The sequence below is a fragment of the Streptomyces sp. MMG1533 genome, from assembly GCF_001279775.1.
Taxonomy (GTDB): Bacteria; Actinomycetota; Actinomycetes; order Streptomycetales; family Streptomycetaceae; genus Streptomyces.
Window position 1 is genome coordinate 1 of the sequence record NZ_LGDG01000026.1, and the last position, 19003, is coordinate 19003.

General features: G+C 69.5%; 18 protein-coding genes and 1 rRNA gene. 4 read left to right on the forward strand and 15 right to left on the reverse strand.

Translation table 11 applies throughout. The features are described 5' to 3' along the window. Positions 1–135: 135 nt before the first annotated feature. Positions 136–1521, forward strand: a complete 1386-nt coding sequence (locus tag ADK57_RS05595; RefSeq protein ID WP_053748214.1) for an FAD-binding oxidoreductase — start codon at positions 136–138, stop codon at positions 1519–1521. A gap of 135 nt (positions 1522–1656) precedes the next feature. Here ADK57_RS05595 and ADK57_RS05600 read toward each other — a convergent pair whose 3' ends face one another. The 5 genes from ADK57_RS05600 to ADK57_RS05620 all read right to left on the reverse strand — a co-directional run bounded on the left by ADK57_RS05600 (position 1657) and on the right by ADK57_RS05620 (position 7430). Next, positions 1657–3378 carry a uroporphyrinogen-III synthase gene (locus ADK57_RS05600; protein WP_053748215.1) on the reverse strand — a complete coding sequence of 574 codons (1722 nt, stop codon included), beginning with the start codon at positions 3376–3378 and terminating at the stop codon, positions 1657–1659. Further along, positions 3375–4334, reverse strand: coding sequence for a hydroxymethylbilane synthase (hemC, locus tag ADK57_RS05605; protein ID WP_053748216.1), 960 nt, complete (start codon positions 4332–4334; stop codon positions 3375–3377). The genes ADK57_RS05600 and hemC overlap by 4 nt, the downstream gene beginning before the upstream one ends. Next, the gene (locus ADK57_RS05610; RefSeq protein ID WP_053748217.1) at positions 4331–6100 is read right to left on the reverse strand and encodes a glutamyl-tRNA reductase; all 1770 of its coding nucleotides are present in this window, start codon (positions 6098–6100) and stop codon (positions 4331–4333) included. The genes hemC and ADK57_RS05610 overlap by 4 nt, the downstream gene beginning before the upstream one ends. Next, positions 6097–6861, reverse strand: a complete 765-nt coding sequence (locus ADK57_RS05615; RefSeq protein ID WP_053748218.1) for a redox-sensing transcriptional repressor Rex — start codon at positions 6859–6861, stop codon at positions 6097–6099. The genes ADK57_RS05610 and ADK57_RS05615 overlap by 4 nt, the downstream gene beginning before the upstream one ends. Positions 6862–7142: 281 nt before the next feature. Continuing rightward, positions 7143–7430: a glutaredoxin family protein gene (locus ADK57_RS05620; protein WP_420711842.1), complete on the reverse strand. Its 288-nt coding sequence runs from the start codon at positions 7428–7430 to the stop codon at positions 7143–7145. A gap of 93 nt (positions 7431–7523) precedes the next feature. Here ADK57_RS05620 and ADK57_RS05625 point away from each other — a divergent pair, with 93 nt between their 5' ends. The 3 genes from ADK57_RS05625 to ADK57_RS05635 all read left to right on the forward strand — a co-directional run bounded on the left by ADK57_RS05625 (position 7524) and on the right by ADK57_RS05635 (position 11033). Then, positions 7524–8444 (forward strand): HAD family hydrolase, encoded by a 921-nt coding sequence (locus ADK57_RS05625; RefSeq protein WP_053748219.1) that lies wholly within the window; start codon positions 7524–7526, stop codon positions 8442–8444. Between the two features lie 340 nt (positions 8445–8784). After that, positions 8785–9564 (forward strand): ECF subfamily RNA polymerase sigma factor, BldN family, encoded by a 780-nt coding sequence (locus ADK57_RS05630; protein ID WP_053748220.1) that lies wholly within the window; start codon positions 8785–8787, stop codon positions 9562–9564. A 233-nt stretch (positions 9565–9797) separates the two neighbouring features. Then, positions 9798–11033, forward strand: coding sequence for a DUF5667 domain-containing protein (locus ADK57_RS05635; RefSeq protein WP_053748221.1), 1236 nt, complete (start codon positions 9798–9800; stop codon positions 11031–11033). Positions 11034–11135: 102 nt separating this feature from the next. Here the strand turns inward: ADK57_RS05635 and ADK57_RS05640 are convergent, their stop codons facing one another. From ADK57_RS05640 to rrf, 10 genes are all read right to left on the reverse strand, one after another. Then, positions 11136–12185, reverse strand: a complete 1050-nt coding sequence (locus ADK57_RS05640; protein ID WP_053748222.1) for a lysophospholipid acyltransferase family protein — start codon at positions 12183–12185, stop codon at positions 11136–11138. Positions 12186–12199: 14 nt separating this feature from the next. Then, positions 12200–13261, reverse strand: coding sequence for an NAD-dependent epimerase/dehydratase family protein (locus ADK57_RS05645; protein WP_053748223.1), 1062 nt, complete (start codon positions 13259–13261; stop codon positions 12200–12202). A 195-nt stretch (positions 13262–13456) separates the two neighbouring features. Next, entirely contained in the window at positions 13457–13555 is a 99-nt protein-coding gene (locus tag ADK57_RS46960) for a 30S ribosomal protein bS22 (RefSeq protein WP_003948845.1), read from the reverse strand. A 154-nt stretch (positions 13556–13709) separates the two neighbouring features. Next, the gene (locus ADK57_RS05650; protein ID WP_016437488.1) at positions 13710–13919 is read right to left on the reverse strand and encodes a helix-turn-helix domain-containing protein; all 210 of its coding nucleotides are present in this window, start codon (positions 13917–13919) and stop codon (positions 13710–13712) included. 129 nt (positions 13920–14048) lie between these two features. Further along, entirely contained in the window at positions 14049–14864 is an 816-nt protein-coding gene (locus ADK57_RS05655; RefSeq protein ID WP_053748224.1) for a phosphatase, read from the reverse strand. A 156-nt stretch (positions 14865–15020) separates the two neighbouring features. Then, positions 15021–16193, reverse strand: a complete 1173-nt coding sequence (locus tag ADK57_RS05660) for an acetoin utilization protein AcuC (RefSeq protein ID WP_053748229.1) — start codon at positions 16191–16193, stop codon at positions 15021–15023. Further along, positions 16144–17358: an MFS transporter gene (locus ADK57_RS05665; RefSeq protein ID WP_053748225.1), complete on the reverse strand. Its 1215-nt coding sequence runs from the start codon at positions 17356–17358 to the stop codon at positions 16144–16146. The genes ADK57_RS05660 and ADK57_RS05665 overlap by 50 nt, the downstream gene beginning before the upstream one ends. A 74-nt stretch (positions 17359–17432) precedes the next feature. Continuing rightward, positions 17433–18122, reverse strand: a complete 690-nt coding sequence (locus ADK57_RS05670; RefSeq protein ID WP_053748226.1) for a VC0807 family protein — start codon at positions 18120–18122, stop codon at positions 17433–17435. A gap of 68 nt (positions 18123–18190) precedes the next feature. Next, the gene (locus tag ADK57_RS05675; protein WP_053748227.1) at positions 18191–18835 is read right to left on the reverse strand and encodes an HAD family hydrolase; all 645 of its coding nucleotides are present in this window, start codon (positions 18833–18835) and stop codon (positions 18191–18193) included. An 82-nt stretch (positions 18836–18917) separates the two neighbouring features. Then, positions 18918–19003, reverse strand: a 5S ribosomal RNA gene (rrf, locus tag ADK57_RS05680); the annotation flags it as partial.

Sequence of the window (19003 nt, forward strand, 5' to 3'; positions counted from 1 at the left end):
CGCCGTTCCGAGGACGGACCCCCCCCGACACGGCCCCGACCCCCCACGACCGAAGGCGCAACGCGCACCCCACATGCGCCAAGCACCCCACAGGTACAAGCTGAAAGTGCAAGCCTCCCGCCCCAGGAGGACAAGATGACCGCCACCCACCCCACCCCCGCCCTCTTCGCCCTGTCCGACATCAAGGGCCCGGTCCTGCGCCCCGGCGAAGACGGCTACGCCGACGAGGTCACGGGCTTCAACCTGTCCGCCCTGCACACCCCCGACGTGGTCATAGGAGCAACCGGCACCGACGACATCGTCGCGGCAATGCGCTGGGCAACCGCGACCAACACCCCGGTAGCAGTCCAGGCCACCGGCCACGGCGCCAACTTCCCCATAGACAGCGGCCTGTTGATCACGACCACCCGCATGACGGACGTAAGGATCGACCCGGCCAACCGCACCGCCACCACAGCCGCCGGCGCAAAGTGGCGGCACGTCCTCGACGCCGCGGCCCCCCACGGCCTCGCCGCCCTCACCGGCACCTCCACGGACGCAGGCGTCGTCGGCTACACCCTCGGGGGCGGCCTCCCCGTCCTCGGCCGAACCTACGGCTACGCGGCCGACCTGGTCCGCTCCTTCCAGGTCGTCACCCCCGACGGCACCCTCCACGACGCGAACCGGACCACCGAACCCGAACTGTTCTGGGCCCTACGCGGCGGAAAGGGCAACGTAGGCGTGGTCACCCAACTGACCTTCGACCTGCTCGACCTCCCTCGCGTCCTCGGCGGCGGCATATACACCCCCGGCAAGCACACCGAGCCGCTCCTGCGAGCATGGGCGGAGTGGACACGCACCGTCCCGAACGAGATGTGCAGCGCGTTCAGCCTCCTGCGCCTCCCCCCGATCCCCCAGATCCCCGAACCCCTGCGCGGCGGATTCTGGGCCCGGGTGGCAATCACCTGGACCGGCGACACGGAAGAGGGCGAACGCCTCATCGAGCCCATGCGCGAGGCCGCCCCCGTGGCAGTCGACACAGTCGAGGAGATGGACTTCGCGGAAGTCGACCGCATCTACCTGGAGCCCCAGGACCCGCTCCCCGCCCGCGAATCCTGCGCTCTTCTCCACGACCTGACCCCGGACGCCATCCGCACGTTCCTGGACCAGGTGGGCCCGGACAACCCCGACTGCCCGCTCCTCCTGGTGGAGATCCGCCACATGGGCGGAGCCCTGTCCCGCCCGGCGGCCGTCGAGGACGCGATCTGCGCCCGCGACGCCGAGTACTTCCTGGAAACGGTGGCGGTCCTGGCCGCCCCACCCGCCGCCGAGGCCGTGGAACAGGCCACGGCAGCCCTCCACGAGGCGATGGCCCCGTACGGCACGGGCCGCACGATGGTCAACATCCACGGCACCCCGGGCGACGAACAGGACCGAGCCCGCGCTTGGACCCCGGAGGTCTACGCCCACCTGCAGCACGCCAAGTCGACCTACGACCCGGAAAACCTCCTGCGCTACGGCCACACGGTGACGCCGGCCTGAGGATCAGCCCGCCGTACGCCCCCGCAGCCTGACCAGGTGGCCGCAAGGCGACACATCGCCCCGGCAGCCACGCAGCCTGACCAGGTGGCCGCAAGGCGATACATCGCCCCGCAGCCACGAGCCACGCAGCCCGATTCAGGTCGTCGTACGCCTCCGCCGCGCGCCCGGCCGCCGCTCACTCGGCCGCGTCACCGCATCCCCCGCCTCCAGCGCCGCGGCTCTCCGCCGCAGCCCGAAGTCGGCAAGAGCCTCGGCGAGCTTGTGCACGGACGGCTCGGGAGCCATGACATCCACCCGAAGCCCATGCTCCTCGGCGGTCTTGGCCGTAGCGGGCCCGATACACGCGATAACCGTCACGTTGTGCGGCTTACCGGCGATACCCACCAGGTTCCGCACGGTGGAAGACGAAGTGAACAGCACGGCGTCGAACCCGCCGCCCTTGATCGCCTCCCGGGTCTCGGCCGGCGGCGGCGACGCCCGCACGGTCCGATAGGCGGTGACGTCGTCGACCTCCCACCCGAGCTCGATCAGCCCCGCCACCAGCGTCTCGGTGGCGATGTCGGCGCGCGGCAGGAAGACCCTGTCGATCGGATCGAACACCGGGTCGTAGGGAGGCCAGTCCTCCAGCAACCCGGCCGCCGACTGCTCCCCGCTCGGCACGAGATCAGGCTTCACACCGAAGGCGACCAGCGCCTTGGCGGTCTGCTCCCCCACCGCGGCGACCTTGATGCCGGCGAAGGCGCGCGCATCGAGCCCGTACTCCTCGAACTTCTCCCGAACGGCCTTCACGGCATTCACGCTCGTGAAAGCGATCCACTCGTACCGCCCGGTCACCAGCCCCTTGACCGCCCGCTCCATCTGCTGGGGCGTGCGCGGCGGCTCGACGGCGATCGTCGGCACCTCGTGCGGCACGGCCCCGTAGGACCGCAGTTGGTCGGAGAGCGAAGCCGCCTGCTCCTTGGTGCGCGGCACGAGCACCTTCCAGCCGAACAGCGGCTTGGACTCGAACCACGAGAGCTGCTCACGCTGAGCCGTGGCGGACCGCTCACCGACCACGGCTATCACCGGCCGCCCGCCGTCAGGGGACGGCAGCACCTTGGCCTGCTTCAGCGTCTGGGCAATGGTCCCCAGGGTCGCGGTCCAGGTCCGCTGCCGGGTCGTCGTACCGGCGACGGTGACCGTCAGCGGCGTATCGGGCTTACGCCCGGCGGAAACCAGCTCACCGGCAGCGGCAGCGACAGAATCCAGGGTCGTCGACACGACAACGGTCCCGTCGGACGCCCCCACCTCCGTCCAGCACCGGTCGGAAGCGGTCCGCGCATCCACGAACCGGACGTCCGCGCCCTCGGCGTCCCGCAGCGGCACACCGGCATAAGCAGGCACGCCGACAGCAGCCGCGACGCCGGGAACGACCTCGAAAGGCACGCCCGCGGCGGCGCACGCCAGCATCTCCTCGGCGGCGTACGCGTCGAGTCCGGGATCCCCGGACACCGCACGCACGACCCGCCTGCCGCCCCGCGCGGCCTCCATGACAAGATGTGCGGCATCCCGCACGACGGGGACACCCACGGTCGTTGACGCACCGTCAACAACCGTCAGTTGAGGCGCGCCTGTGCCCGGAGTCGGACCGGAAGACAGATCCGCAGAGGGATCCGAATCCGTGTTCACGACGGCAACGCCGGACCTGGCGTGCGAACGTACGACGTCGAGCACTTCGTGCCCGGCGACGAGGACGTCCGCGTTCGCCAGCGCCTCGACAGCGCGAAGAGTCAGCAGTCCCGGATCCCCGGGTCCGGCACCAAGGAAGGTGACGTGCCCGTGTTCCGGACCGGCGGCGGGAAGAGTGGTGGGGCTCACAGTGCTCGCTCCCCCATCAGACCGGCCGCGCCCTGGGCAAGCATCTCGGCAGCGAGTTCGCGACCGAGCGCCATTGCCTGGTCGTACGTCTCGGGCACGGGACCGGTGGTGGACAACTGCACCATCCGCGAGCCGTCGGTCGTGCCGACGACGCCGCGCAGGCGCATTTCCTTGACAATCTGCCCGTCGGCCAGAAGGTCGGCCAGCGCGCCCACAGGGGCGCTGCAACCGGCCTCCAGGGCGGCGAGCAGGGACCGTTCGGCGGTGACGGCGGCCCGTGTGAACGGGTCGTCGAGCTCACCGAGCGCTGCGATCAGGTCCGCGTTGTCCGCGGCACATTCGATCGCGAGTGCCCCCTGGCCGGGGGCGGGCAAAATCGTGTCGACCGACAGGAAGTCGGTCACTTCATCGCTGCGGCCGATCCGATTCAGACCAGCGGCGGCCAGCACCACGGCATCGAGCTCACCGTCGCGCACGAAACCTATCCGCGTGTCGACGTTCCCCCGGATCGGAAGCGTCTCGATGTCCAGCCCGTGGCTGCGCGCGTACGCGTTCAGCTGGGCCATCCGCCGCGGCGAACCCGTACCGATGCGCGCCCCGCGGGGCAGGTCGGTGAACTTCAGCGCGTCCCGGGCGACGATGACGTCCCTCGGGTCCTCGCGCTGCGGTATGGCGGCCAGCGCCAGCTCGTCGGGCTGCCCGGTCGGCAGGTCCTTCAGCGAATGAACCGCGAAGTCGACCTCCCCCTTCAGCAGCGCCTCCCGCAGCGCGGTCACGAAGACGCCCGTGCCGCCGATCTGCGCGAGCTGTTCGCGGGAGACGTCGCCGTACGTGGTGATCTCGACGAGCTCGACGGGCCGTCCGGTCACCTGGCTCACGGCGTCCGCGACCTGCCCGGACTGGGCCCTGGCGAGTTTGCTCCGCCTGGTCCCGAGCCTCAATGCCTTGCTACTCATGCCGGCCCTCGGTTCTTGCTGTTCTCAGGTTCATCGTCGGCGCGGTCGGCCCGGGAGACGGCGGCCACCGTCTCGGGGTCGAGGTCGAACAGGGTCCGCAGCGCGTCCGCGTACCCGGCGCCGCCGGGCTCGGCCGCGAGCTGCTTGACCCGTACGGTCGGCGCGTGCAGCAGCTTGTCGACGACGCGCTTCACGGTCTGCGTGATCTCGGCGCGGTGCTTGTCGTCGAGGCCGGGCAGCCGCCCGTCGAGCCGGGCGATCTCGTTCGCGACCACGTCGGCGGCCATCGTCCGCAGCGCGACCACGGTGGGCGTGATGTGCGCGGCCCGGAGCGCCGCCCCGAAGGCCGCGACCTCGTCGGCGACGATACGGCGGACCTGGTCGACGTCGGCCGCCATCGGGGCGTCGGCGGAAGCTTCCGCCAGCGACTCGATGTCCATGAGCCGCACCCCGACCAGCCGGTGCACGGCCGCGTCGATGTCGCGGGGCATGGCGAGGTCGAGGAGGAAGAGGGTCGGCTCGGGCCGCGGGATCTCGGCGACGGGCTCGGGCCTGCGCCGCTCGGGCACCCGGCCGACGGCGGCCGCGGCGGCGGCGAGCGCCGCGATGACGTCCGCCTCCTCGGCCGGGTCGAGCACGGTGACGGCACCCGCCGGGGCGGAGGTCTGCTGACGCGTGACGCCGTTGTCCACCCAGGCCGCGTGCTGTTCCAGGTCGGCGGCGGCCATCCCGGCCACGGCTGCCTCCCCGAGCACGGAGAACCCGGCGGTCGCCTGCTGCACGGCCGGCAGATCCAGCGGACAGCCCTCCTCGGTGCCCAGACTGGTGGGCGGGAGGTCATCTCGTCCGGCTGCCGCCACGGCCGTAGGACCGGAGTCGCCACCCGACGGTGAAACGCTCCCGCTCTCCGCGACGGCCGCTCCCGAACGGCCCTCGACCGCCGCCGCGACCGCCTCGGCCGTCAGGACCAGCCCCGTCGCGCCCGTACAGGAGACGACGAGATCGGCACGTGTCAGCTCGACCGGCACCGATTCCATCGGTACCGCGCGGGCCAGCACGTCCGTGTCGTCGCCTTCCGCCAGGATCTGGGCGAGCCGCTCGGCACGGTCGGGCGTGCGGTTGGCGACGACGATCTCGGCGACACCGGCACGCGCGAGCGTGGCCGCGGCCAGCGAGGACATCGAACCGGCGCCGATGACCAGGGCCTTCTTGCTCCGGGCCCACTGCTCGACGGCCTGTCCGTCGGACAGCTGCTCCAGGCCGAAGGTGACCAGGGACTGCCCGGCCCGGTCTATGCCGGTCTCGGAGTGGGCGCGCTTGCCCACGCGGAGGGCCTGTTGGAACAGGTCGTTCAGCAGCCGCCCGGCGGAGTGCACGTCCTGCGCCTTGGCGAGGGAGTCCTTGATCTGGCCGAGGATCTGACCCTCGCCGACGACCATGGAGTCGAGTCCGCAGGCCACCGAGAAGAGGTGATGGACGGCCCGGTCCTCGTAGTGCACGTACAGATAGGGAGTGAGCTCCTCCAGCCCCACCCCGCTGTGCTGGGCGAGCAGCGTGGACACCTCGGCGACACCGGCGTGGAACTTGTCCACGTCGGCGTACAGCTCGATGCGGTTGCAGGTCGCGAGGACCGCGGCCTCGGTGGCGGGCTCGGCGGCGACGGTGTCCTGGAGCAGCTTGATCTGTGCGTCCGCGTTCAGCGCCGCCCGCTCCAGCACGCTGACCGGGGCGCTGCGGTGGCTCAGCCCGACGACGAGGAGACTCATGCCGGCATCACGGCGGGGACGTCCCCGTCTGGGCCCTTGTCGGCGGACGCCTTGCGGGCGACGGCGTGCGGGACCGCGCCGTCTGCGGCGGCGGCCTCCTCGCCGGCCTTGCGCTGCTCGTGGAAGGCGAGGATCTGCAGCTCGATGGAGAGGTCGACCTTGCGCACGTCGACGCCGTCCGGCACGGACAGCACGGTCGGCGCGAAGTTCAGGATGGAGGTGACTCCGGCGGCCACGAGCCGCTCGCAGACCTGCTGGGCGGCACCGGCGGGCGTGGCGATGACCCCGATGGACACGCCGTTGTCCTCGATGATCTTTTCCAGCTCGTCGGTGTGCTGGACGGGGATCCCGGCGACGGGCTTTCCGGCCATCGCGGGGTCGGCGTCAATGAGCGCCGCGACCCGGAAACCGCGCGAGGCGAACCCGCCGTAATTGGCGAGGGCGGCGCCGAGGTTGCCGATACCGACGATCACTACCGGCCAGTCCTGGGTCAGGCCCAGCTCACGGGAGATCTGGTAGACGAGGTACTCGACGTCGTAGCCCACACCACGCGTTCCGTAGGAGCCCAGGTACGAGAAGTCCTTGCGCAGCTTCGCGGAGTTGACCCCGGCGGCGGCCGCGAGCTCCTCGGAGGAGACCGTGGGTACCGAGCGCTCCGACAGTGCGGTCAGCGCGCGGAGGTACAGCGGAAGGCGGGCGACGGTGGCCTCGGGAATCCCTCGGCTACGGGTCGCCGGTCGGTGAGTTCGGCCAGTTGCCACGGTGCTCCTGCGGGTAGAGCGGGGCTGCAGGCGGTCACACGTTCCTGGACCGCCCCGTCGACAGCAGGCTATGTCTTTGTGAACGCGTGCACAAAGATGGTGTCCGATTTGCCCGGCCAACGTGACCGGGGTCACGCGCCCCCGGCGCACGCGTACGGAACCGGCACATGCGCACCACCGTTCCTCTGCTCCTGGGGGCAAAACCGCACACTCTCCTCTACGATCCCCGCCCCCGAGACCAAGTCGCCGTCGATCCTAAGCGAGGTTCCGGACCAGTTGGACTACTCGGTCAGGGCCTTCCGGAGCCGATCCTCGTTCACACGCCAGAAGGTGTGCTGCTCTCCGTCGACGAGCACGACGGGGATCTGTTCCCAGTACCTGTCGTGGAGTTGGGGGTCCCGGGTGATGTCCTTCTGCTCCCAGGGAACGCCGAGATCGGCGCAGACCTTCTCGACCACGATCTGTGCGTCATCACACAGATGACACCCGGGCTTGCGGACGAGAGTGACGAGCCGGTCCTGCGGGGCCCTGCGTGCGTTGCGCCGAAAGATGGGAGTCATGTCGGCCATTCTCGCGCTGTTTAACGGCACAGTCGCGGAGAGTTCACACCCTTCAAACCTCTCGACTCCGGAACCACCGAACAAACTGGCTATGCTCACGCCATGGCCGCTCTCGGATGGCTCACTCCCCGTAGGCGCTCCGCCACGGCGCGGAGCGTGTTGGCAGGCGAGGCCTCGGCGGAGGCAGCGCGCAAGTCCACACAGTCCATACAGGACACCGCCGGTGAGGAACCGGAGTTCCCGGTGCACGGCGACGCGCATGCCGCCGCCTTCTTCGACCTGGACAACACCGTGATGCAGGGCGCCGCCCTGTTCCACTTCGGCCGGGGCCTGTACAAGCGGAAGTTCTTCGAGACCCGCGACCTCGCCAAGTTCGCCTGGCAGCAGGCGTGGTTCCGGCTGGCCGGCGTCGAGGATCCGGAACACATGCAGGAGGCCCGCGACTCGGCACTGTCGATCGTCCAGGGCCACCGGGTCTCCGAGCTGATGTCGATCGGCGAGGAGATCTACGACGAGTACATGGCCGAGCGCATCTGGCCCGGCACCCGGGCACTGGCCCAGGCGCACCTGGACGCGGGCCAGAAGGTGTGGCTGGTCACGGCCGCCCCGGTGGAGATCGCCCAGGTCATCGCCCGCCGCCTCGGCCTGACCGGCGCGCTGGGCACGGTCGCCGAGTCGGTCGACGGCGTCTACACGGGCAAGCTGGTCGGCGAACCCCTGCACGGCCCGGCGAAGGCGGAGGCGGTACGCGCGCTGGCCGCGGCGGAGGGCCTGGACCTGAACCGCTGCGCCGCCTACAGCGACTCGCACAACGACATCCCGATGCTGTCCCTGGTGGGGCACCCCTACGCGATCAACCCGGACAGCAAGCTGCGCAAGCACGCCCGCCGACTCGAATGGCGCCTGCGTGACTACCGCACGGGCCGCAAGGCGGCGAAGGTCGGCATCCCGGCAGCGGCGGGCGTCGGCGCGGTCGCGGGCGGCACGGCGGCGGCGATCGCCCTGCACAAGCGCCGCCGCTGACACCGGACATCACATCAGGTCACGCCCGGCACAACCGGCCAATCCACCGGGCGTACCCCGTTACCCCGCTGTCCAGCCCCGTTGGCTGCACACGGCCACAACACGCCCCGGACCCCGACGGAGCACGACCCTTTTCGATCAACAACCGATCACTGATCGGTACTTGATCGGCCGTCATTCGGTTACAGAAGCGACGTAATCGACGATTTGAGCAACTGCGTGTAGCAGTGCCTGCACTAAGCGTTATTCTCCTCAGACGCAATCCGGATCCCCTTCCGTCGCTACGACGGGTGAAAGGTTCCGCACTGCACGTGATGGAAGCTCTGCCTCTGGGAGTCCCGTGTACCCACACGTCGGGGTTGACGCCTCGGGCCTGGCTACGCTGCGCGCATCGGTCCAAGACCTGTTGCGCGGCTTCGTCCCCACCGCGTACGCCGTCCCTGCCCTCGCCGTTGCCACCACCCCCGTCGGCCCGTGCTACGCGCTCGCCGACGGCAGCGCCGCCGTCGGAAGACGAGGGCGTTCGACCGGTGCCGCCTCAACCACCGCCCGCCGTCCCGCCGCGGACAGCGACAGCGCCCGCATGATGGACCTTGTGGAGCGCGCCCAGGCCGGCGAGGCCGATGCCTTCGGCCGTCTCTACGACCAGTACAGCGACACCGTGTACCGGTACATCTACTACCGAGTGGGAGGCAAGGCGACCGCTGAGGATCTCACCAGCGAGACGTTCCTGCGCGCACTTCGCCGCATCGGCACGTTCACCTGGCAGGGCCGCGACTTCGGCGCGTGGCTCGTCACCATCGCCCGCAATCTCGTCGCGGACCATTTCAAGTCGAGCCGCTTCCGGCTCGAAGTCACCACCGGCGAGATGCTCGACGCCAACGAGGTCGCGCGCTCCCCCGAGGACTCCGTCCTGGAGTCCCTCTCGAACGCCGCCCTCCTCGATGCCGTACGACGGCTCAACCCCCAGCAGCAGGAGTGCGTGACACTCCGCTTCCTCCAGGGTCTCTCCGTCGCCGAGACCGCCCGCGTGATGGGCAAGAACGAGGGCGCCATCAAGACCCTCCAGTACCGCGCCGTGCGCACCCTCGCCCGGCTCCTGCCGGACGACGCACGCTGACAGAACACGCTCGGTAACTCTCAACTCGCAGTCGGTGAAAGTCCGTTGGCTTCCCTATCCGATCATCCGCCGTCCGTAACCCAAGTGCCGCGCCACTCGTTGTGCGGGATGCAGGCTCCCTGTGGTCACTCCCTGGCCGACTTCGATCACCCGATCGGGTACTTGTGGTCAGGGCGTGCAACCCTCAGGACCCCCTGGGGAGTCGACCGTCATGACGAGAGGAGGTGCCGCCAGTGATCGCGAATGTTTCGGCGCACCGGCGGGCGAGCGCCTTCGCCCAGGCCCTGGAGGAGCAGTCCGACCAGGGCACGGCGGCCGAGCAGTCCGAAGGACCACCGCCGTCCCCGGCTGCTGCGGAACAGACCGAGCAGGGCCGCCTCATGGCCCTCGCGACCGGTCTCGGCGAGCTGCCCAAACCCCAGATGGACCCGGAGGTGAAGGTCGTCCAGCGGGCCCAGCTCGTGGCCGCGATGGAGGCCATGCTGCTGGAGGGCACCGCAGGAGGCGAGGCCGGCTCCTCGGTGCCGGAGCAGCGCTCCGAGCGGGCGCGGGGCGCTCACCGGGCGAGCCCGCTGGGCAGGCTCCGACCGCGTTCCCGGCTCACCAAGAGCCTCGCCGCGGGCGGACTCAGCGTCGGCGTCGCCGCCGGCGCCTTCGGCGGTGTCGCCGCGGCCAGCTCGGACGCGCTGCCCGGCGACTCGCTCTACGGCCTCAAGCGCGGCATCGAGGACTTCAAGCTCAGCTACCTGTCCGACGGGGACGACGAACGTGGTGTGGCCTATCTCGACCAGGCCTCCACCCGCCTCAGCGAGGCCCGTCGGCTCATGGAGCACGACCGCGGCGGCCGGCTCGACCACGAGTCCCTCGGCGAGATCCGCCGCGCCCTGTCCGGCATGCAGCACGACGCCTCCGAGGGCCGCCGCCTGTTGGCCGCGGCGTACGAACGCGACCCGGACTCCCTGGGCCCCATCCAGGCCCTGGACGCCTTCTCCCGCTCGCACCGCGACGTCTGGGGCGCCCTGCGCGACCGGCTGCCCGTCCAGCTCGGTGACGTCAGTCAGCAGGTCTCGTCGGTCTTCGACGCCATAGACGAAGAGGTCGCCCCGCTCCAGTCCCTCCTCCCGCAGCCCCCGGCCCCGGGCGGCGGCGGAAGCGGTCAGCGGCAGGGCTCCGGATCGGCATCCTCCGACAGCTCGACCGGCTCCGGCCGTTCCTCGGCGCCCAGCACCGGCAACGGCAGCTCCTCCGACGGCACCGGCAGCAACAGTCCCAGCAAGTCGGCCGGCTCCGGCAGCGAGGAGGACGGCCTCCTCGGCGGCAACACCGGCGGCCTCCTCGACCCGCCCGACGACGCCGACACCTCCTCGCCGTCCACGACGACGCCGACCACCGAGCCGGACGTCACCCTCCCGCCCCTCCTCCCCGGCCTGCTGCCCGGCCTGGGGATCGACGGGGAGGACGCGGAGTAGGTCCGTACGACGACGGGGGCGCCCTTCTCAGGAGGGGCGCCCCCGTTGTCGTACACAGGTATCAGGTATCGGTCAGGTTTCTCAGACAGCGGCCGACAGCTGTCAGAAGAAGACCGAGCGGCGCTGTACCAGCAGCTTGTAGAGCGTGTGCTGGATCTGTTCGCGGACCTGGTCGGTCAGGTTGAACATCAGCATCGGGTCCTCGGCGGCCTCCGGCGGATAGCCGTTGGTCGGGATCGGCTCGCCGAACTGGATGGTCCACTTGGTCGGCAGCGGGATCGCACCCAGCGGGCCGAGCCACGGGAACGTCGGCGTGAGTGGGAAGTACGGGAAGCCGAGGACGCGGGCCAGGGTCTTGGCGTTGCCGATCATCGGGTAGATCTCCTCGGCCCCGACGATCGAGCACGGGATGATCGGGGTGCCCTGGCGCAGTGCGGTCGAGACGAAGCCGCCGCGGCCGAAGCGCTGGAGCTTGTAGCGCTCGCTGAAGGGCTTGCCGATGCCCTTGAAGCCCTCCGGCATCACCCCGACCACCTCGCCCTTGGCCAGCAGGCGTTCGGCGTCCTCCGCGCAGGCCAGGGTGTGGCCCAGCTTGCGGGCCAGCTCGTTGACCACCGGCAGCATGAACACCAGGTCCGCGGCCAGAAGCCGCAGATGGCGGCCCGCGGGGTGGTGGTCGTGGACGGCGACCTGCATCATCAGGCCGTCCATCGGCAGCGTCCCGGAGTGGTTGGCGACGATCAGCGCCCCGCCCTCGGACGGGATGTTCTCGACGCCCTTCACCTCGACCCGGAAGTACTTCTCGTACACCGGCCGCAGCAGGGACATCAGGACCTGGTCGGTCAACTCCTCGTCGTAGCCGAAGTCGTCGACCTCGTAGTCCCCGGTGAGGCGGCGGCGCAGGAAGGCGAGGCCGCCCGCGATGCGCTGCTCCAGGCCGCCGATGTCCTGGGGCTTCTCGGGCGGCTGTTCCTCACGGGTCACAGGAACATCATCCTGCCCTGGAGCCCTGCTGGGCAGGGGCTGGACCTCACGGACCACCGCGGGCTCGCCCTTGCGCCGGCTCCCCGCGCTCCGGCGCCGCGGCGGCCGCTGCACGGCGCTCCCGCGGGACCGGTCGTCGTCGAACGGAATGACCTTGGCGTCCGCCATCGTTGATGCGCTCCTCAGTTGGCGCTCTGCGTCGGGGGGTGGCCGCTGCCCGCCAGGGGCAGCGCGGCGATCCGGTCGACGGCCCCCGCAAGGGCCTCCGGCGGCAGAAGTCCTGGTCCGCGGCTGCGCGCGAACTCCGCGAACGTCTCCGCCGTCGTGTACTTCGGCTTGAACCCGAGCGTCTCACGCATCTGGTCCGTCGCCACGACCCGGCCGTGGGTGAGCAGCCGGATCTGTTCGGGCGAGAAGTCCGTCATGCCCAGCGTACGCACCAGCGATCCGGCCCAGGTGACCGCGGGAAGCAACAACGGCACCGTGGGCCGGCCGAGCCTCCGCGAGCACTGGGACAGCAACAGCACACCGTCCCCGGCGATGTTGAAGGTGCCGCTGTTGAGCGTGCCCCGCTCCGGTTCGTGCGAGGCGATCCGCAGCACCTCGATCACGTCGTCCTCGTGCACGAACTGCAGCCGGGGGTCGTAGCCCAGCACGGTCGGCAGGATCGGCAGGGCGAAATACGCGGCGAGGGGGGTGTCCGCGGTCGGGCCGAGGATGTTGGCGAACCGCAGCACGCACACGGCGACGTCCGGCCGCCGCCGGGCGAACCCGCGCACATACCCCTCGACCTCCACCGCGTCCTTGGCGAACCCGCCACTCGGCAGCGACTTCGGCGGAGTGGTCTCGGTGAAGACGGCGGGATCGCGAGGCGCGGATCCATACACGTTCGTACTGGACTTCACCACGAGCCGCTTCACGGTCGGCGACTTCTGGCATGCCCCCAGCAGCTGCATGGTGCCGATGACGTTGGTCTCCTTGACGGAGGTCCGGCTGCCGCTGCCGAGCGCGGTCCCGGTGACGTCCAGATGGACGACCGTGTCGGCGGCCGTCTCGGCGAGCACACGCGCTATGCCGGGCTGCCGGATGTCGGCCTGGATGAAGTCGGCGCCGCCCAGATGATGCTCAGGCGGAACAGCGTCCACGGCGATGACCCGGTCCACCTGCGGGTCACGCTGGATCCGCCGTACGAACCGGCCCCCCAGTTGACGGGCCACTCCGGTCACGAGCACGACCTTGCCCAAGATCAGCGCCTTCCTTCCAACCCATCCAGCACCTGTAGCCTGCCGTGTTCCCCGTGTGGGGCCCAACCTAGCGGGTTGATGTTGCGCTGTGATGACCGCCCAATGCATGAAGTGACGACATCCAGCCCCCGGACACGCGTATGGCCCCCCACCATCATGGGTGGGGGGCCACAAAACACGCTCTCGCGCTGTCGCCTACTTCTTGTTGCGACGCTGAACGCGCGTGCGCTTGAGCAGCTTGCGGTGCTTCTTCTTGGCCATCCGCTTGCGCCGCTTCTTGATAACAGAGCCCACGACTACCCTCGCTCACTTCTCATCACTCGGTGCTGGGCGCCATGGGCCCATACGACCTACGAGGGGCTAGCCTACCCGCCCGAGCGCTGAGGTCGTAATCGAGGTGACCGGGGTGATCCACTAGTGCCCTGAGGATCCCCCCGGACCACGGTCGTCAGGCGGTTTCCACCCCCACATAGCTCTCACGGAGGTACTCGTGAACCGCATTCTCCGGGACGCGGAAGGACCGCCCCACCCGGATCGCGGGCAGATGACCGCTGTGCACCAGTCGGTACACGGTCATCTTCGACACTCGCATCACCGAGGCGACTTCCGCCACGGTTAGGAACTGAACCTCGCTCAGAGGCCTCTGCTCAGCAGCCATGACACACCTGAACCTTCCGCACTCGACGGCCACCGGCTTCCCCTTCCGGTGACTCTTCGTCGCTGCGTGCTCACTCCCCAATGTAGGGGCGGGTGATGCAAGTGGGGAAGAGGTGCACCCATCGGCGGCCTACTGTGACAGACACGCTCGATTGAGTACGTAGCGGGTCAGCGGCAGGTAGTAATCAGACCGCACAGCGTCATCAAGTGGAACGACGACGGACACGACCCCCTCCGCCTCCCCCACAAAGAGCGCGGGGTCATCCGTATCCGCCAGCCCAATGGCCTCAAACCCCAGCTGACCAGCTCCGCAGACCCACCCGTGGTCTCCGATGACGAGCTCGGGAAGAAGCCCGCCGGCATTCGCGGCCACGGCCAGCGCCACCCGAACCGGCAGCGGCGAATGCGTGTGCGCGCCGGTCGCACAACCGGAGCTCGACGCGCCGGGTTCCCGCACCAGCGCGACTCCTCGTACGTAGTCAAGGTTGTACGTGCGTAGACCGAACCGGGTCGTTATGTCGACAGAGTGACCCTGCGCCGGGGTGAGGACGTTACATCCCGCCGCCGACAGCGCGTCCGCCAAGGCGGCGTAGAAGCCGAGCAGCCGATGGGGGTGCCCGGTGCCGAGGAGGACGGTCGCGCTGCGCTGGGCGGCTGCCCCGATCCGCTCGGCGAAGGCATCCAGAGCAACCAGCGTCCGCTCAGGATCAATCACATCATGGCCCTCAACATGCCGAGGATCGGCCGAAACCCCACACCTGTCCGCCATCAACTCGATCAGATCCCGCTGTTCCCAAGTCCACTCAGGATCAATCCCGAGCAGCACCCGAGGATCCCGAGCAGCGAACAACCGATAACTGCGCAGACTCTCCTCCCGCGAGGTCGCCACACTCCCGGCCAACCGCGCGGCAAGCAGATGGGCGCGCACGGCGCCGACGCTCAACACGGGTGTGATGGTGATGGATGAGGAGCCCGGCCGCGATGCGAACGGGCAAACACCGCACAGTCGGCGTAATGCCGTGCGTGCCCACGCCACCGATCCGACCCGACACACGGGCGGCGGAGGCGAGCACCACCCGACCCGCCGACCCCCGCCCCCCACCTACGCCAACAACCCCCGCAACGGAAACACAGCCCGCCGAGCCGCCAGCACCGCCTGGTCCAACCGGTCCGCCGGGTCGTATCCCGCCTCCCAGTCGGCCCACCCCACAGGCCACCGCCCATCGGTCATCCGCGCCGGCCCCAACTGCCGGGTCCGGGCGAACACTTCCTGCCGCCACCCCTCAGGGATCACGGCCTCAGGCTCCACAGCCCGGCCCGCCGCGATCCCCACCAGATGGGTCCACGACCGCGGCACCACGTCCACCACCGCGTACCCGCCACCACCCAGCGCGACCCACCGCCCATCGGCGTACGAATGCGCCAAGTCATGACAGGCAACCTGCACGGCCCGCTGCGCATCAAGAGACACGGCCAGATGCGCCAACGGATCCTCGAAGTGCGTGTCGGCCCCGTGCTGAGTCACCAGCACCTGAGGCCGGAAGTCGGCGATCACCTCGGGCACCACCGCATGAAACGCCCGCAACCACCCCGCATCCCCGGTGCCCGCCGGCAGCGCGACATTCACGGCCGTGCCCTCCGCGCACTCCGCCCCCGTCTCCTCCGGCCACCCGGTCTGCGGAAACAACGTACGAGGATGCTCGTGCAGCGAAATCGTCAGGACCCGCGGATCCTCCCAGAACGCCGCCTGCACCCCGTCCCCGTGATGCACATCGACATCCACATAGGCGACCCGCTCGGCCCCCAGCTCCAGCAACCGCGCAATGGCCAGCGACGCGTCGTTGTAGATGCAGAACCCCGACGCACCCCCCGGCATCGCATGATGCAACCCACCCGCGAAGTTCACCGCATGCAGCGCGTCCCCCCGCCACACGGCCTCCGCGGCCCCCACGGACTGCCCCGCGATCAGCGCGGACACCTCATGCATCCCGGCGAACGCGGGATCGTCGATGGTGCCGAGCCCGTACGACCCGTCAGCCGCCCCGGGATCCACGGAAGCCGCCTTCACGGCCTCGACGTAGTCCTCCCGGTGCACCAGCCGCAGCGTCGACTCCCCCGCCGGCTTGGCGGCCACGACCTCCATCTCCCGGTCAAGCCCGAAGGCCTGAACGAGCCTCCAGGTCAGGGCCAGCCGAACCGGATCCATCGGGTGATCCGGACCGAAGTCATAGCCCGTTACTGCCTCGTCCCACATCAGCTGTGCGCGGCCGCTCATGCCCGCCACCGTATCGGTCCGGTTGAGCGGCGAACGACCGGGCGTACACGAGCGTCACCAGCACCAACACCATCGGCACGAGCATGGCCCCGCGATAGCTCCAGGCGTCCCCCAACGCCCCCACCAACGGCGACCCGACCAGGAACCCCACGTAGTTGAAGACATTGAGCCGAGCGACGGCCGCGTCGGACGCCCCCGGGAACAACCGCCCCGCCGCCGCGAAGGTCTGCGGCACCAGCACACACAAGCCGAGTCCCAGCAACGTGAACCCGAGCATCCCGACCCACGGCCCGGGCGCCACCGCCACCACGCCGAACCCGACCGCCGCCACCAACGCCCCGATCCGCACGACCGCAACCGCCCCGAACCGCCGGACCCCGAGGTCCCCGATGGCCCGCCCCAGCAACGTGGTCACCATGTACACGTTGTACGGCACGGTCGCCAGCTGCTCACTGCTCCCCAGGACGTCCTGCAGATACTTCGCGCTCCAGTTGGAGACGGTCGAGTCCCCGATGTACGCGAAACACATCACCAGACACAGCGGCAGAAGCAGCTTGAAGGCGAGGTCCCCACCCTCGCCCTTCCCCTCCACGACATCAGCGTCCCCGCCCCTGTCGACGTACCACCGACTCCCCACCAGGGCGGCCGGCAACAGCACAAACACCACCGGCAGATACGACACCCACAACGCCAGATGCCAGTGCGCCCCCACCCAGGCGAGTGAGGCCCCCAGAATCCCGCCCAGGCTGAACACCGCATGGAAACTCAGCATGATGCTGCGCCCGTACGCCCGCTGCAGGCTCACCCCGAGCATGTTCATCGAGGCGTCCAGCGCACCCACGGCGAGCCCGAAGGCGGCGAGCGAGACGCCCAGCTCGACTGTCGACTCCCCCGCCCCCACCCCGAGCAACGCCAGGAGCACGACGGGCTGGGACCACCGCAGCACCCGGCTGGGCGGTATTCGCTTCACCAACTGCTCGGTGCTCACGCTCCCGACCCCCGCGAGGATCGGCACAGCGGCGAGGAACGCGGGCAGCAGCGCGTCGGACACCCCGTACCGGTCCTGGATGGCCGGGATCCGCGTCACGAGCAGAGCAAAGGCGACACCCTGCGCGAAGAAGCTGAACGCCAGCGAGGCCCTACCGCGCCGCAGCACATCAGTCATGGCGGCGAGCGTAAGGCCCCGGCGTACTCGTGGGTAGATCCAGCCAAAGATGAATTTCTCTCAGCTTTACTTCGTCACCGGGCGACGGCGACACCAAAAGCCACCGGAGCCCCGGCCGCGCCCCCCTCACCCTGGCACTTCAACTCCGCTTCGAGCATGGCCGCCATGGGCCCGGCAGCAAGCGCCCCGCTGACGACAAACCCCAGAACCATGGCGACAATCATGATCACGGTGCCGAGCCAGACCATCGTGTCCACCGGCAGCGTGTACGCCCCCACGATCCGCACCACACACTCCCCGAGCAGCACGACACCCCACACGACGGAGAAGACCCGCTCGAACCGCCCAAAGGCAGCACACCCGCCCTCCAAGCGCCCCCAGGCGGCCTCCCGCCCCGCGTCCCCCTTCACGAGCCACGGTTTCATGGCCGCGGTCATCGCCGGCTTCCCCAGCATCACGGAGACCAGCACCCCGATCCCCACCGCACTGCTGACCCCGCTCTCCTTCACCAGCATCAACCGCGGATCACCGGCGACGAGAGCGAGCAACAACCCCACCACGTTCACGAAGAGAATCAGCGCGGCAAGCCCGTTCACCGTCCGCTCCCTGACGACGCTCCACCCGGTCCGCACGGCCGGCACCACACTGCTCCAACCCAGCGCGGCAAGCGTGCTCATCCCCAACCCGTCCTTGAACAGGTAGTACGACCCGATCGGCAGCGCCACATCCACGGCGAGCGGCACAAACGCGTTCTTCTTCGTCATGCCCTCAGCTTCGCGGCCGGCCCCCGACGCCGGTAGAAACGATCGTCCGGCCCTCGGCATGACAAATGTCAGACCAACAGGTCAGCCAACTCCCCCATGTCCGAGAAGAGTTGAGTGGCCCCCGCCAGCCGCACGGCAGGCGTCATGGCGGTGAACCCATACACATCCATCCCGGCCGCAACCGCCGCCTGCACCCCCAACGGACTGTCCTCGACCACGACACACCGCTCCGGCGCGACCCCCATCCGCTCTGCCGCGTACAGGAACAGATCCGGCGCCGGCTTCCCCCGCCCCACATCCTGCGAACTGAAGATCCGCCCGTCCTCGAACCACCTGTCCAGTCCGGTCTTCCGATGCCCGACCCGAATCCGCTCATGGCTCCCGGAGGAGGCGACACAGTACGACACCCCGTCCGCGGCCAGCTTCTCCAGCACCCCCACCGCTCCTGCCACGGGCTCCAACTCCCGCTCGAAGGCCGCGAACACCCGCCCATGGAAGACGTCGTCGAAGTCGTCCGGCAACCGCTGTCCCGTGCGCTCCCGCACGAGGTCATGGATCCTGTGCATCGCGGACCCCATGTAGTCCCGGATGGAGTCCTCGTAGGAGGTCGGGTGCCCGAGCTCGGTCAGATAGCCGGCCAGGAGCCGGTTGGAGATGGGCTCACTGTCGACGAGGACACCGTCGTTGTCGAAGATCACAAGGTCATAGCGCATGCCCCGACCCTAAAGGACCCGGAAACGACCCGGAAAAACAGAAAACCCCGCACCGGTAAGGTGCGGGGTTTTCTCAAAATTTGTTCGGCGGCGTCCTACTCTCCCACAGGGTCCCCCCTGCAGTACCATCGGCGCTGTAAGGCTTAGCTTCCGGGTTCGGAATGTAAC